Source organism: Noviherbaspirillum suwonense (assembly GCF_900182955.1).
Taxonomy (GTDB): Bacteria; Pseudomonadota; Gammaproteobacteria; order Burkholderiales; family Burkholderiaceae_D; genus Noviherbaspirillum_A; species Noviherbaspirillum_A suwonense.
In genome coordinates, this window is sequence record NZ_FXUL01000036.1 from 1 (window position 1) to 13,606 (window position 13,606).

A 13,606-nucleotide genomic window follows, 5' to 3' on the forward strand; every position below is an offset into this window, starting at 1 on the left:
AAGCGCTCGGGGCGCACTGCCTGGCGCGCCAGCAGCATGGCCGGAATTTCGGTTTCCATCGTGGTGTTCGAGCTCGGCACGATCTGGCCGATGCGATACGTTTTCTGCATGATGTCTCCTCCTTCGTTCAAAGCTTGAAGATACGCTCGGCATTGCCGTGACAGACCAGCTTGCGGGTGGCCTCGTCCAGCGGCGCCTGCTCGATGAAGCGGGCTGCCGCCTCGGTCGACTCGTATGGATAATCGACCGAAAACAGCACCGCTTCCGCACCCATTTCGCCAATGGCGCCGACCAGCGCATGCGGCGAGCAGACCCCTGACGTGGTAATCAGCAGGTTGGAGCCGAAATAGGCGGACGGAGCGCGCGCCAGCTTCACGCCATGCGGGTACACCGCGAAGCGGCTGTCGAAGCGCCACCGCAGAAAAGGGAGGCCCTCGCCCATGTGGCCGACGATGACCTTGAGCGCCGGGAAGCGGTCGAACACGCCGCCGAACAGCAGCCGCAGCGCATGCGTGCCGGTTTCCACGCCCCAGCCCCAGGTTGCGCCGGCCAGTTCGGGATGGCCCGTGATGCAATAGGGGTCGACCCATGCATTGGTGGGGTGCAGGTACATCGGCACGTCGAGCGCCTGCATCTTTTCCCAGAACAGGTCATAGGCCGGGTCATCGAGGTAACGGCCGTTGGTATGGCCGTTGATCAGCGAGCCCTTGAAACCGTACTCCTTCACGGTGCGTTCCAGTTCATAGGCGGCCGCCTGCGGATCCTGCATTGCAAGCATCGCGAAGCCGGCGTAGCGCGTCGGGTGACGTGCAATCTGAGCGGCCAGGAAGTCATTGTTTTCCCGCGCGCGGGCGATCGCCAGCGCCGTATCGGTCTCAGCCTGCACCGCCGGACCTGACTGGGAGAGAATCACCATGTCGATGCCGCCGCGATCCATTTCCGCAAGGCGAATGTCGTCGAAGTCGCCAAGCTTGCGCGCCAGCGCCGCCCGGCTCTCGGGATCGATTTTATTCAGGAAAACCTTGGAATACTGCTCGAAACCTGGCGCCGAAAAATGTTCTTCCAGGGCGATCTTGCGGATGTGTGTCATCGGAGTTCCTTGTTATGATGCCGGGTTTATATTCAGCATACTGACTAAAAAGACTTTTAAAAGGCAGCGCGTTGCGCTGCCTTCGTCTCACTGTCGGCCGAACAGCCGCTTCAGCCGCGCCCAGAGTATCTGGAGCACGGCGCCGACCACGCTGACAGACTTTGCCGGAAGATCCGCCGCGCCGGCGCCGCCCATGCGGGCGGCGAGATTACGTCCAAAGTCGGCAATCATGCGCGTCACGAAATCGCGCACCAGTCCCGAGCGGGAAAATTGCGCCAGCGCGCCTTGCAACATGTGATCCAGCGTGATATCGACCCGGGTGCGCCGGTCATCAATGGCGACGATGCGGTAGCCGACGTCGCCTTTCGCGCGCGACTGGCTGATGCTGTCGGTGCCAGCGCCGCGCAGCATGCCGCTGCGCGCGGCGTCGTCGCGTTCCAGCACCGCCGAGCCGTTGAAGGCGGCGGCGATCGGGCCGAACTTGATGGCGATCCGGCCCTTGACGCTGCGGCCGTCGTTCTCCAGCACTTCGGCGCCGGGCAGGCAGGACGCCAGCGCCTCGACATTGCCCATGAAGTCCCACACCTGCTGCGCCGGGAAGTCGACGGTGAAGCTGTCCTCGATATGGGACCAGCCCTTGCGGCTTTCCGTGGCCCCGGACGGCGCCTGCGCTGCCGGGACGGCAGCCGGCGCCTGGTTGACGGCAACGAACGGGCGCATCGGCGCGGCGGCCTTCACTGGCGCCGGCGTCGGCGCCGCTGCCGGCGCGGGTTGCGCGACAGGTTCAGATTTCAGGTCCGCCAGCACCGACTGGATGGCGCGAACAATGCCGACATAGCCGGTGCAGCGGCAGAGATTGCCGGACAGCTCGATACGGATGCGTTCCTCGTCGGCATCGGGCAAGCGCCTGACGATATCGTAGGCCGTGGCCAGCATGCCCGGCGTGCAATAGCCGCATTGCAGCGCATGCTCCCGGCTGAAGGCCGCACGCAGCTTTGCCATCCACGGATCGTCGCCATAGCCTTCGATGGTGCGCACGTCCTTCTGGTCGCAGGCCACGGCGAAGGTGATGCAGGAACGCACAGGCTGGTCGTCCACCAGCACCGTGCATGCGCCGCAGACGCCGTGCTCGCAGCCCAGGTGCGTTCCAGTCAGTCCGCAATGGTCGCGCACAAAATCCCCGAGATGGGTTCGTGGCGTCGCATCGTGACGCACCCAGGCGCCATTGAGGTGCAGCCTGATCGGCTGCGGCGCGGCCGTCAGTGTCGCGCCAAACTCTTCGTTCATCTTCATGCTGCCCCCGCAACCTTGTCCTGTTCATTCACGCCCAGCGCCTGCCGGACCGCACGCTTCACCGCGGCTTCGATCAGCCGGCGGTCGACCGCGTCCTTCGATTGGGCCGCCTGCGCCACGGCGTCCCTCACTGCGGAATCGGTCAGCGCGTCCATGCCCTGGCCTGCGACTTGCGCCGCCAGGCCGGCCAGCGACGCCGGGGCGCCGTCCAGTGCGCCGATGACGATGCGGGCGACGCCACGCTGCGGGTCCAGCACCACCGCGCAGCTTGCTTCGGCGAACTCGCCGGTCTTGCGGCAAAACTTGTAATAGCCCCAGCGCATGTCGGCCGTATAAAGCGGCACCAGCACGCCAGCGAGCAGTTCACCGTCTGCGAGCGCGGTGGTGAATGCGCCAGACATGAATGCCGTGGCCGGCACCCGCCGGGTGGCGCTGGATGACACGCACTGCAGCTGCGCATCGAGCGCCGCCATGGCCAGCACCCAGTCGGCTGCGGGATCCGCATGCGCGAGGCTGCCGGCCAGCGTGCCGCGGTTGCGCACCGCGCGGTAGGCGATGGTGCCGGCGACATGACGCAGCATTCGCGCCAGCGGCGCCGCCTCCTCGGCCAGCGCGGCGTCGAGCGCGCCGTCCTCGATTGCTGCATGGGTCAACGCGCCGCCGATGAACAGGCTGCCATCGCGCCGTTCCACCCGGGCCATGTCCTGCGCACCGGAAATATCGACCAGCATGGCCGCCCGCACCAGGCGCATGTTCAGCATCGGCCCCAGGGACTGGCCGCCGCCGAGGACCTTGACGCCGGCGTCGGCATTGCTGCAGGCTTGAATCGCGTCGGCCAGCGAGCCGGCGCGTTGATAGGCAAAGGGCGCGGCTTTCACAGTGCCTCCGCCTGTTCGGGGATTGCGGCCGGCGTCACCGGCGCTATCGCTTCGGCCTGCGCGTTCGCCAGTGCGGCCAGCAGGCGGTGCGGCGTAAGCGGCGTTTCGGTCACTTCCGCACCGAGCGAGCGGATCGCGTCGTTTACCGCATTGAAGATTGCGGCCGGCGGCCCGATCGCGCCGCCCTCGCCCACGCCCTTGATGCCGAACTCGGTGTGGGGCGACAGCGTTTCCATATGCTCGATGCGAAACATCGGCAGCTCGGTCGGCCCCGGCAGGATGTAGTCGGCCAGCGTCGATGTCAATGGCTGCGCATTGTCGTCGTACAGCACTTCCTCATACAGCGCAGTGCCGATGCCCTGCGCGGCGCCGCCGTATGCCTGGCCTTCGACCACCATCGGATTCACCATCCGGCCGCAGTCCTCGACGATCACGTAATCCAGGATGTCCACCTTCCCTATCTCCGGGTCCACTGCGACCACGCAGGCATGGGTTGCATAACTGAAGGCGCCGGTGTCGACGCCGGGCTTGTAGCCGGCGGTTACTTCAAGGCCATTGGTATCCACGTTGGCCGGCAGGAGTTGCGGATTGACGTACCAGGCATTGGCGATCTTTGCGATGGTCACCCGCTCGGCCCCTGCCACCACGGCGCCGCCTTCCAGCCGCACGCTGTCTTCGGGCTGGCGCAGCAGGTGCGCGCCGATGCAGCGCAGCCGCGGCAACAGCATCTTGCAGGCCTTCGATACCGCGCCGCCCGACATCACGATGGAGCGCGATGCATAGGTGCCGGTGGAATACGGCGTGGCGCCGGTGTCGCCATGCACGACGCGGATGCGCGCCACCGGGATGCCCAGGATTTCGTTGGCGATTTGCGCCATCGTCGTTTCCATCCCCTGCCCATGCGAGTGGACGCCTACCCGCACTTCCAGCCCGCCGTCCGGCGTCAGCCTGACGGTCGCCTGGTCATGTCCCGGCACCACCGGCAGTCCCCATGCGGCAAACACCGAGGTGCCGTGCGCCGACTGTTCCGTGAAGGTCGCGAAGCCGACGCCAATCAGTTTGCCGCTGGCTTCCCCCTTCTGCTGCCGCGCGCGCACTGCCGCGACATTGATCATTTCCACCGCGCGCTTGAGGCTTGCCTGGTAGTCGCCGCTGTCGTAATGCTTGTTGGCGACGTTCTTGTACGGCATCGCGCTGGCCGGCACCAGGTTTTCGTAACGGACTTCCCATGGCTCCCGCCCGACTTCCCGGGCAATCGCATCCATCACCAGTTCGATGGCGAAGCAGACGCCGGTGCGGGCCACGCCGCGGTACGGCAGAAAACCCGGCTTGTTGGTGGCAACGCATTCGGTGCGGCAGCGGTACCCGCGAAAGTCGTAGGGGCCCGGCAGATTGCCGGCCGCCTGGCCAGGCTCCAGCGCGGTCGTGAATGGCCAGGCGGAGTAGGCGCCGCCGTCGATCGTGATGTGGGCGTCCAGCGCCAGCAGGCGGCCGGTCCGGTCTGCATAGGCGGTCAGCTCGTAATGATGCTGGCGCGAGTTCGCTCCGGCAATCAGGTGCTCACGCCTGTCCTCGACATAGCGGAATGGCTTCTTGTAGCGCAGCGCGAGCCAGGCAATGCAAAGTTCCTCTTGCTGCAGCACGCACTTGTAACCGAAGGCGCCGCCCACATCCGGGGAAATCACGCGGATCATGCCCTGGTCGATACCGAGATAGGTGGCAAGGCCGGTGCGGATCAGGTGCGGCACCTGCGTAGCGCTGTAGACGATCAACTGGTGGAACTGATGGTCCCAGTACGCCAGCACCGCCTTGCCTTCCATCGGCACCATGCACTGGCGGGCCAGATCCACGGTCCTGCGTATGACCACCGGCGCATTGGCCGCATGCTGCTCGAAGTCCTTGTCGATATCGATCGAGAGGAACAGGTTGTCGCTCCAGTGATCGTGGACGCGCACATCGGTGTTGCCGCGCGCGACGTCCGCGTTCGGTATAGGCGGGAGCTCGTCAAGGTCCAGCCCGATGGTCTCGATGATGTCTTCCGCCTCGGCGCGCGATGCCGCAAACGCCATTGCCACCGGCTCGCCGGCGAAGCGCACCTTTCCCGATGCCAGCGGCGGCTGCGCCGACGATTTGTAGCTGGGAAGCGTGCACTCCGGTTCGATGTCAAGGGCGCCCGCCATGTCGTCACGCACGATGACCTGGCCGGCGCACGCATCCGGCTTGTGGATTGCCGCAATGCGCGCATGCGCCAGCGGGCTGCGCAGGAAAGCCACTTCCTGTGTGCCCGGGATGACCAGGTCGGCGACGAAGCGGCCCAGCCCATGCAGGTGCCGCTCGTCTTCCTTGCGCTGGACCCGGGCGCCGATGCCGCCATCAGTCTGCGTTGCTCCGTGTGTGCTATCCATACTGTCCCTTTAGGTGGTCCGCGATCAGCGCTGAAAGCCACGGCAGGCATGCCAGGCCCCGAGCACCGCGGCAAACAACAATTGCCGCCAATTACGACCTAATTAATCAGCATACTAACTAATTTTATTGCGCCGGGCTTGTGTTTTTCAGGCCGGACACGATAATCAATCCATCTCATCACAGACCCCTCGCCATGCCAAGAAAAAAAACAGCCACACTGACGCAGCCCATCGTGCCGCTCACGTCGCGCCCCGGTTTCCTGATTCGCCGGCTCAACCAGATCCACTACGCGATCTTCTTCGAAGAATGCCGCGACTTCAACATCACCCCGGTGCAATACGGCATGCTGACCGCGCTCTCCGTCGCGCCGGGCCTGGACCAGAAGGCGCTGGGCCTGGCGGTAGGCCTGGACCGTACGAACACGGCTGACGTGCTCAAGCGGCTCGAGGAGCGCGGCCTGGTCACGCGCCAGCAAAGCGAAACGGACGGCCGCGTCAAGCATGCGTTCATCACCGCCGAGGGCCTGCAGATCACCAACGCGATGTACGCCGCGATGATCTCCGCTCAGCAGCGCCTGCTGGCGCCGCTCTCCGAGGAAGACCGGGCCAAGTTTCTCGAACTGCTCCATGTCCTGGTCGATTCCAACAACGAGTTCGGGCGCGCCTCGATGAAGGCGCTTTGACCCTCCTGCATTCCTAGACCGGGTAGACCAGGTCAGTCGCAATCATGGTCGTGTCGTACACTGCCTGGCGCTCCCGCAGCAACAGCCTGTTTCCCTGCCGCACGAAGCGATCGAAGTAACGGCCGGCCAGGTGCAGCGTCGTCGGTCCATCCACCAGCGTCTGCAGCAGGATGAAGCTGGACTGGGCGCGAAACTCGCCGTCGTCCTGCTGCGCCAGCACCCGCACGTTGCCGGTGACATGCAGGTTGTAGCGCGGCGCAAACATCTGGGTCCGTGCAATCGACACCGCGCGGTCCTGCAGCATGCCCTTGCCTTCCGCATAGACCAGCCCGACCAGCATGCCGGCATCCGCATTTTCCCGCGCGGTGATGCGATAGATCGCGTCATCGGTAAAGAATTCCGGCCATTGCTCGACTTCGCCCGCATCGAGCACCGCGCAGTATTCGGCATTGAATTCCTCGACCGCGAAACGCAGTTCCCGTGCCGCGGCCGGGTCGATGGCCGGGGGTTCAAATCCTGTCAGCTTCATTTTCGGCTCCGCCTTCACAAATCCATGACTTCACGATAATGGCGATACATCGCGCGGATCGCCGCTTCGGAAATCAGTGAATCGGCAGTGCCGACATTGCCGGCGTCGAGCTTGATCACGCTCTGCTCCGTGGTCGACTTGCTGATGCCCTCCTGGGTGAAACGCAGCGCCTCGTTGTCTTCCAGGCCAAGGAAGCCGGATGGCCCCATCAGGTTGCCCTGGCGCAGCCGGTGGCGGGTCATTTCCTCGGTGTCATCCTCGTAGCCGAACATGGTCCACATCATCACGAAGCTGTTCGGGCCGTTCGGCACGATGTGGCGCACGCCCAGGGTGTTCATCTCGCGCTGCACGATCAGGTTGGGCCAGATGGTCTGCATCGTCACCGACCACGGCGAGTCGAATTCCTTGATGTACTCAAGGAAACGTTCGTCCTGCAGTTTCATGCCTTCGTGGAACGAACGCATTTCCTTCTTTGTGTCGTCGCTGACTTTTGCATACTTGTCTTCCTTTTTCGCCGACGCCATCGTGCCGTGGATGCCGTACTTGCTGTCGGCAATCATCGCCGACTCGTTTCCCGCCACCATCAGGCCGAACACGACCAGGAAGGAATGCAGCAGGGTCGCGTGATAGGGATCCTTCAGGTTCTCGTGGTACATCTTCCAGTTGGCCGGCACTTCATTCTTGTAATAGCCGTGAAGGTGCAGCTTGCGGCCGTTGAAGACGACGTCGAAGTCCTTCAGGATTTCCGGGGTCAGGTAGTCTTCCAGCGGCTCCATGTCATGGCAGAAGGATGCGAAAACGACGCCGTTCCGGGTTGTCACCGCCAGCTGCTTGAGACCATGATTTTCATTCCGGAAATCCTTGGGCATGCCGCCTGCCTTGTTCACGCCGCGCTTGAAGGGAATGCCCTGCAGGTTGCCCTTCAAATCATAGGACCACTGGTGATAGGGACAGACAAATTCCTTGTTGTTGCCGCGTGCGTTGCGGCAGAACTCGGCGCCGCGGTGCGCGCAGCGATTTTCGAACACATGGATGCTGCCGTCCTCAGCACGCGACACCACCACCGGCGTCGGGCCGACATAGGAGCGCTTGTAGTCGCCCACGTTCGGGACTTCCACTTCGAGCGCCACGTAATTCCACGTGCGACCGTGAAAGATGCGCTCGACTTCGCGCTCGTAGATCGCGTCGCTGGTATAGACCCAGTCGGGAATGCAGTCCAGGCCGTCGGCCGGCCAGACATGGTCGTCGATCTGTTCAGGATTTTTGGTGCCGGCCATGCGGCCCAGGATGGCTTGTGATTGAAACATCGTGCGCTCCGGTAATGATCGGGTTTAAGCGGGCTGGTTCAAATGTCGGCAAGCAGGTCGTCGCCGTCCACGCGCACCGGATAGACCTTGATGTCTTCGGTCACGGGCGCGCACATGGCCTTGCCGGTGCGGATGTCGAAGCTGCCCTGGTGCAATGGGCATTCGATGCAGCCGTCCTCGAAGTAACCGTCCGACAGCAGCGCGTACTGATGGGTGCAGACATTGCTGGTCGCAAAAAATGCGGCCTTGTCCCGGTACAGGGCAATCTGCTGCCCTGCCGCCGTAACGCCCACCACTTCGCCTTCAGCAACTTCGTTGGCCGCTGCAACCCTGGTCCACGCCATGTTTCTCTCCTGTGTCCGCTAAATAGTCAGCATACTGACTAAAATGTGATGCATGCAAATGTAGTGCCTGTGTTTAATCGTGTCAATTGCTTTTTGCCTGAGAGCGGTAGCCAGCGTGAATCAATCGCGGGGCCGCCGCCATGGCGTTGCCGCACGCTCCAGCCAGGCCAGCAGGCCGAACAGCGCAATGCCCATGATAACCAGCACGATGATGGCTGCAAAGACCCGCGGCGTATCGAAGGTGCCCTGCGCGCTCAGGATCACATAGCCCAGGCCGCGCTGCGATGCCACGAATTCGCCGACAATGGCACCGATCAGCGCGAGCGAGATCGCGACCTTCATCCCGGTCAGGATGGACGGCAGAGCACTCGGCAGCCGCACCTTGAAAAAGAAGTCGAGCGACGAACCCTTGAGCACCCGTCCGAGGTCCAGCACGTCGTTGGGCACCGAGCGCAGCCCGTGCACGGTGTCGACGATGATGGCGAAGACCGCGATCAGGAAGGCGATCGAGATCTTCGGTTCGGCGCCGGTTCCCAGCCAGATCACGAACAGAGGCGCGATGGCCACCTTGGGCACGCTGTTCATTGCGATGATCAATGGATAGACCGCGCTTTCGAACCAGCGCGAACTGACCAGCAGCACCGCGATGGCCACGCCGAATATGACCGCCAGCGCGAAGCCGGCCAGCGTGGTCAGCAACGTGTACCACGCATGGTCGAGATACCAGCCGCGCTCGGCCCACAATTCCACGAACACCGTGCTGGGCGGGGGCAGCATGATGGGCCGCACGTGCAGGAGCCGAACCAGGACTTCCCAGGCGAGAATGAACAAGGCAAGCGAGGCGACGGAAACCATGCCGTGCCCGCTACGCCGCAATAGTCCCTTCATGCGGCCTTCTCCTCGCTGATCAGTCCCATCTCCTGGAACAGCTCGCGGATCCGATTGCAGTAGCGGCCGAATTCGGGAGATTCGCGCACCGAAAGCTTGCGCGGCCGCGGCAGGTCGATGGTCAGCACCTCGGCGATGCGCCCCGGCCGGGGCGAGAAGACGACAACCCGGTCGCCCAGGAACACCGCTTCGGCAATGCCATGGGTGACGAACAGCACAGTGTTGCGCGTCTCCAGCCAGATGCGCTGCAGCTCGACATTCATCTGGTCACGGGTCAGCGCATCGAGCGCCCCGAAAGGCTCGTCCATCAGCAGCAGCGCCGGGTCGTCGATCAAGGCGCGGCAGATCGCGGCGCGCTGGCGCATGCCGCCCGACAGTTCCTGCGGATAGCGGTTGCTGAAGTCCTGAAGACCGGTCAGCTTCAGCAGGTCCGCCATTTTTTGGCGATAGGCCGATGTCGCTTTCTTCTTGAATTCGATCGGCAGCAGGATATTGTTCTCGACGCTGCGCCATTCCAGAAGCGCATCCCGCTGAAACACCATTCCGATGTTGTCCGGCGGCCCGCTGACCTTCTTGCCCTGCACCGCCAAATGGCCTTCGCTGATCGTTTCCAGCCCGGCGACGCAACGCAGGAAAGTGCTTTTCCCGCAGCCGCTCGGTCCCAGGATGCTGACGAATTCACCCGGACGGGTTTCAAGGGAAACCGAGTCGAGGGCCAGCACGCCCCGCTCGCCCGGATAAACCTTGCGCACATGGCGCGCCTCGACCGCCGGGACCGTCATTTAGCGACCACTTTGCTGAACAGCTCCGGCTTGATCATGTTGGGCTCGAAGTATTCGGCGGCGCTGTGGCTGTCCTTGATCAGCCCCGCGGCCGACAGGGTTTTTATCGCGACCGTCCATTCCGCGGCAACCGACACGCCCTCCGGCTGCCCCGCGGTTTGAGGACTGCTCATGAAATCCTTCAGGGCATCGATCTGGCCGCGCAATACCTTCTTGTCCAGTCTTGCCTGCGGACGCTGGGCGACGATGGCGTCGACGGCTTCATCCTGGTGGCCTTCATAGATATATTGCCACGCGCCGGCAGTGATCGACGCAAAGCGGCTGATGGCGTCTCCCTTGGCTTTCAATTTATCTTCGCTGGCGAAGATGCCGAAGCTGGGCATATTCAGCCCGTAGCTGGAAAAACGGATCGCGTCCGACGGCCTGCTCTGGGACACCGACGGCAGAACGAACGGGATGGTCGAGAAGACCGCGTCGGTGCGGCCCGCGACATAGGTGCCGATCTTGCCGGACGCGTCCACGTTGATCAGGTCGACGTCGCTGCGTTTGAGGCCGCCGGCGCTCAGGAACGCGTCGATGAATGGCGCTTCAAGCGACCCGGCGGTATAGGCGACCTTCTTGCCCTTCAGATCCTTCGGGCCCTTGATGCCGGATTCCTTGGGAACGAGCAGGCCAATATCGCTCTGGTGCGCGAACACGGCCACGGCCTTGACCGGCAAACCCTTTTCCCGAGCGATCATCATCGAGGCCAATGCCGCATGACCGACGTCAAACTGGTCGCCCGAACCGACGATCTGGACCGTCGTGACCGACCCGTTGCCGTCCTCCAGGCTGACATCCAGCCCGGCTTGCTTGAACCAGCCCTTCTGCTGCGCCAGATGAAAGGGCGCCTGCACGCCCCATGGCGTCCAGTCAAGACGCACTTTCAGCTTTTGCAGATCCTGCGCCAGCGATTGCGCAGACAATGTCAGTCCCGCTATGCAAAATGCCGCCGCAGCCCACACCTTTGCATTGATGCCCTGATGCTTTTTCATTCATAGTCCTTTGATGAGAAGACAGTTGAAATCGCCATCCACGACGCCGGCCGTTCCACAGCAGCCTTACTCAGCATACTGACTACTTGGCAGTATAGATCAAGCGTTTATGCTGTCAAGACGGGGCCGGCGCTTTGGATTAGCTGCGTCACATTCATGTCGCGTAGGCAGCAATATTTATGCCCGATAACCGAGGACGCATTGCATTGCAGCAGAGCGTTACGCGACCCATTACGATGCACAGCGCTTCCCAGGCTTTGCCGCTAGCCTGCCGCTGCCCTGTCCTGGCGCGCAGTCGGGCGTCGCCCCGGGCGATGGTAAACTGGGCAGTAACGCTGGACTGCAGCGAACCTTTTAAACTTTAATGTCATGCGCAGGAAAATCCCGAGCACCGGTGCACTCATCGCATTTGAAGCAGCTGCACGTTACCAAAGCTTTTCCCGCGCAGCGCAAGAGTTGACGCTGACTGAAGGCGCCATCAGTCGCCAGATCGCGGTGCTGGAAGACTACCTGGGCGTGCAGCTCTTCCATCGCGTCAAGAAGCGCGTCACCCTGTCGGACATCGGCACCGCCTACTTCATCAAGGTGAAGGAAGACCTGACCCGGCTTGAACGCAACACCCTGGGGGCGATGGCCTACCAGAATGGCCAGAAATTTCTGGAGCTTGCCGTCATTCCGACCTTCACCTCGAAGTGGCTTATTCCAAAGATTGCGGAATTCAGCAGACTGCACCCCGGCATCACGATCAATCTGAGCGAACGCGCCCTTCCCTTCCTGTTCGGGGACACCAATTTCTCTGCGGCCATCCATTACCGCCATCCTGCATGGGCCGGATGCGCGCAGGAAGAATTGTTCGACGAGGAGCTGGTGCCGGTCTGCAGCCCGGCCTTGCTGGGTGGGCGCAAGGTCAGCTCCGTGGTGGATTTGCTGAGCTTCCCGATGCTGCATAAAAATACGCGCGAAGATGCCTGGACGCGCTGGTTTGCCGCGGCCGGGCACGAGGAGCTGGCGCCGATGGCGGGGCCGAGATATGACCTGTTCTCGATGATCATCCAGGGCGCGTGCCACGGCATCGGCATTGCGCTCGTGCCGCGTTTGTACGTGCAGGACGAACTGAAGAGCGGCACGCTGGTCATACCGGTCGACTTTTCCATTCGCGGCCTGAAGCAATACTGCGTGGTGTACCCGGAGCACAAGGAAGTGTCGCCGGCCGCGCGGCTCTTCCTGGACTGGCTGGTCGACGCCGCGGCGATGGAACGACAGCCGCGGGCGGCGCCGGCAATGACGAAGGCCGGCTAACGCTATCGGCGGCGTGAGCGGGAATGGCGTCTATGCGCCCGGACCGTATCGGTCCCTGGCAGGAAGCGGCCCGCTAGACGGCGTCGTTGCGGATGAAATCGACAAAGGCCCGCAACGGCGCGGGCAACAGCCGCCGTCCGGGATAGTAAAGAAACGGTCCGGAAAAACGCGGCCACCAGGGCTCCAGCACGGGTTCGAGCAAGCCGCGGTCGATGTATGGACGCAGCCAGTCCTCGAACAGGTAGACGATCCCCGTGCCAGCCACCGCGACGTCGACGGCCAGGTCGATGGCGCCGCCGACCTGCACCAGCAACGGCCCGGACGGATCGATCATCACCGTCTCGCCGTCTCGCTCGAATACCCAGCGGATCAGTGCGCCGCTCGCAAATCGCGCGCGCATGCAGGTGTGGTCGAGCAGGTCGCGCGGATGTGCCGGCTGACCATGCAGCGCGAGGTAAGACGGTGAGGCGGCCGCTGCCATGCGCTGGACCCGCGGCCCGATCGGCACCGCGAGCATGTCCTGCTCCAGCCTTTCCTCGTAGCGGATGCCGGCATCGCAGCCGGCTGCAAGCACGTCGACGAAGCTTTCTTCCGCGATGATCTCGAGCCGTATTTCCGGATACGCCGCGAGAAAGCGGGGCACGATCGCCGGCAGCACGAGCCGGGCCGCGCTTACCGGCACGTTCAGGCGCAGGGTGCCCGTCGGCGTGTCGCGAAAACCGTTGATGACGTCGAGCGCGCTGTCGACTTCGCTGAGCACGGGATCGAGCCGCGCAAGCAGGCTCAGGCCCGCTTCCGTCGGCACGACGCTGCGCGTGGTGCGGTTGAGGAGACGCACGCCGAGCTTGGCTTCGAGGCGCCGCACGGCTTCGCTCAGGCCCGATGCACTGCTGCTCGTGACGCGGGCGGCATCGCGAAATCCCCTGGCCCGCGCCACGGCGACGAAGGCGGACAAGTCGCCGAGATCGACTTTCATCGCCGGCATACTCCTTTTCAATGAATTGTTATTGTTCGTTTTTTCGTACAACCCGTCCAGACTATACCGGATTGTCTTGTGATCGGGACGGGCTTATC

At 63.3% G+C, this 13,606-nt stretch carries 13 protein-coding genes and 1 pseudogene; 2 read left to right on the plus strand and 12 right to left on the minus strand.

Annotated elements, in window-relative coordinates:
* The 5 genes and pseudogenes from QOL82_RS27200 to QOL82_RS27220 form a co-directional block, all read right to left on the minus strand.
* Positions 1–110, minus strand: a pseudogene (locus QOL82_RS27200) (Asp/Glu racemase); the annotation flags it as partial.
* 17 nt (positions 111–127) lie between these two features.
* On the minus strand, positions 128–1,090 hold the full coding sequence (locus tag QOL82_RS27205) for an amidohydrolase family protein (protein WP_283445465.1): 963 nt from the start codon (positions 1,088–1,090) through the stop codon (positions 128–130).
* 87 nt (positions 1,091–1,177) lie between these two features.
* On the minus strand, positions 1,178–2,383 hold the full coding sequence (locus QOL82_RS27210; protein ID WP_283445466.1) for a xanthine dehydrogenase family Fe-S subunit: 1,206 nt from the start codon (positions 2,381–2,383) through the stop codon (positions 1,178–1,180).
* Positions 2,380–3,261, minus strand: coding sequence for an FAD binding domain-containing protein (locus tag QOL82_RS27215; protein ID WP_283445467.1), 882 nt, complete (start codon positions 3,259–3,261; stop codon positions 2,380–2,382). The genes QOL82_RS27210 and QOL82_RS27215 overlap by 4 nt, the downstream gene beginning before the upstream one ends.
* A complete protein-coding gene (locus QOL82_RS27220; RefSeq protein WP_283445468.1) occupies positions 3,258–5,666 on the minus strand; it encodes a xanthine dehydrogenase family protein molybdopterin-binding subunit in 2,409 nt (802 codons plus the stop codon). Before QOL82_RS27220 ends, QOL82_RS27215 begins: the two co-directional genes overlap by 4 nt.
* Before the next feature lie 194 nt (positions 5,667–5,860).
* Between QOL82_RS27220 and QOL82_RS27225 the strand changes: the two genes are divergently transcribed.
* Positions 5,861–6,349: a MarR family winged helix-turn-helix transcriptional regulator gene (locus tag QOL82_RS27225; RefSeq protein ID WP_283445469.1), complete on the plus strand. Its 489-nt coding sequence runs from the start codon at positions 5,861–5,863 to the stop codon at positions 6,347–6,349.
* A 13-nt stretch (positions 6,350–6,362) separates the two neighbouring features.
* Here the strand turns inward: QOL82_RS27225 and QOL82_RS27230 are convergent, their stop codons facing one another.
* From QOL82_RS27230 to QOL82_RS27255, 6 genes are all read right to left on the minus strand, one after another.
* Positions 6,363–6,878: an aromatic-ring-hydroxylating dioxygenase subunit beta gene (locus QOL82_RS27230; protein ID WP_283445470.1), complete on the minus strand. Its 516-nt coding sequence runs from the start codon at positions 6,876–6,878 to the stop codon at positions 6,363–6,365.
* Between the two features lie 14 nt (positions 6,879–6,892).
* A complete protein-coding gene (locus tag QOL82_RS27235; protein ID WP_283445471.1) occupies positions 6,893–8,185 on the minus strand; it encodes an aromatic ring-hydroxylating dioxygenase subunit alpha in 1,293 nt (430 codons plus the stop codon).
* A gap of 38 nt (positions 8,186–8,223) precedes the next feature.
* Entirely contained in the window at positions 8,224–8,529 is a 306-nt protein-coding gene (locus tag QOL82_RS27240; RefSeq protein WP_283445472.1) for a non-heme iron oxygenase ferredoxin subunit, read from the minus strand.
* Positions 8,530–8,649: 120 nt separating this feature from the next.
* Positions 8,650–9,417 carry an ABC transporter permease gene (locus tag QOL82_RS27245; protein ID WP_283445473.1) on the minus strand — a complete coding sequence of 256 codons (768 nt, stop codon included), beginning with the start codon at positions 9,415–9,417 and terminating at the stop codon, positions 8,650–8,652.
* Positions 9,414–10,199 carry an ABC transporter ATP-binding protein gene (locus QOL82_RS27250; protein ID WP_283445474.1) on the minus strand — a complete coding sequence of 262 codons (786 nt, stop codon included), beginning with the start codon at positions 10,197–10,199 and terminating at the stop codon, positions 9,414–9,416. Before QOL82_RS27250 ends, QOL82_RS27245 begins: the two co-directional genes overlap by 4 nt.
* Positions 10,196–11,233 carry an ABC transporter substrate-binding protein gene (locus tag QOL82_RS27255; protein ID WP_283445475.1) on the minus strand — a complete coding sequence of 346 codons (1,038 nt, stop codon included), beginning with the start codon at positions 11,231–11,233 and terminating at the stop codon, positions 10,196–10,198. The genes QOL82_RS27250 and QOL82_RS27255 overlap by 4 nt, the downstream gene beginning before the upstream one ends.
* A 369-nt stretch (positions 11,234–11,602) precedes the next feature.
* Between QOL82_RS27255 and QOL82_RS27260 the strand changes: the two genes are divergently transcribed.
* Positions 11,603–12,532, plus strand: a complete 930-nt coding sequence (locus tag QOL82_RS27260; RefSeq protein ID WP_283445476.1) for a LysR substrate-binding domain-containing protein — start codon at positions 11,603–11,605, stop codon at positions 12,530–12,532.
* A gap of 73 nt (positions 12,533–12,605) precedes the next feature.
* Here the strand turns inward: QOL82_RS27260 and QOL82_RS27265 are convergent, their stop codons facing one another.
* Positions 12,606–13,508, minus strand: coding sequence for a LysR family transcriptional regulator (locus QOL82_RS27265; protein WP_283445477.1), 903 nt, complete (start codon positions 13,506–13,508; stop codon positions 12,606–12,608).
* Positions 13,509–13,606 lie beyond the last annotated feature (98 nt).

Excerpts from the sequence above, each read along its gene's own strand:
- QOL82_RS27205 (WP_283445465.1), bottom strand. The coding sequence starts at position 1,090 with ATGACACACATCCGCAAGATCGCCCTGGAAGAACATTTTTCGGCGCCA.
- QOL82_RS27210 (WP_283445466.1), bottom strand. The coding sequence starts at position 2,383 with ATGAAGATGAACGAAGAGTTTGGCGCGACACTGACGGCCGCGCCGCAG.
- QOL82_RS27220 (WP_283445468.1), bottom strand. The coding sequence starts at position 5,666 with ATGGATAGCACACACGGAGCAACGCAGACTGATGGCGGCATCGGCGCC.
- QOL82_RS27225 (WP_283445469.1), top strand. The coding sequence starts at position 5,861 with ATGCCAAGAAAAAAAACAGCCACACTGACGCAGCCCATCGTGCCGCTC.
- QOL82_RS27230 (WP_283445470.1), bottom strand. The coding sequence starts at position 6,878 with ATGAAGCTGACAGGATTTGAACCCCCGGCCATCGACCCGGCCGCGGCA.
- QOL82_RS27235 (WP_283445471.1), bottom strand. The coding sequence starts at position 8,185 with ATGTTTCAATCACAAGCCATCCTGGGCCGCATGGCCGGCACCAAAAAT.
- QOL82_RS27240 (WP_283445472.1), bottom strand. The coding sequence starts at position 8,529 with ATGGCGTGGACCAGGGTTGCAGCGGCCAACGAAGTTGCTGAAGGCGAA.
- QOL82_RS27245 (WP_283445473.1), bottom strand. The coding sequence starts at position 9,417 with ATGAAGGGACTATTGCGGCGTAGCGGGCACGGCATGGTTTCCGTCGCC.
- QOL82_RS27250 (WP_283445474.1), bottom strand. The coding sequence starts at position 10,199 with ATGACGGTCCCGGCGGTCGAGGCGCGCCATGTGCGCAAGGTTTATCCG.
- QOL82_RS27255 (WP_283445475.1), bottom strand. The coding sequence starts at position 11,233 with ATGAAAAAGCATCAGGGCATCAATGCAAAGGTGTGGGCTGCGGCGGCA.
- QOL82_RS27260 (WP_283445476.1), top strand. The coding sequence starts at position 11,603 with ATGCGCAGGAAAATCCCGAGCACCGGTGCACTCATCGCATTTGAAGCA.
- QOL82_RS27265 (WP_283445477.1), bottom strand. The coding sequence starts at position 13,508 with ATGAAAGTCGATCTCGGCGACTTGTCCGCCTTCGTCGCCGTGGCGCGG.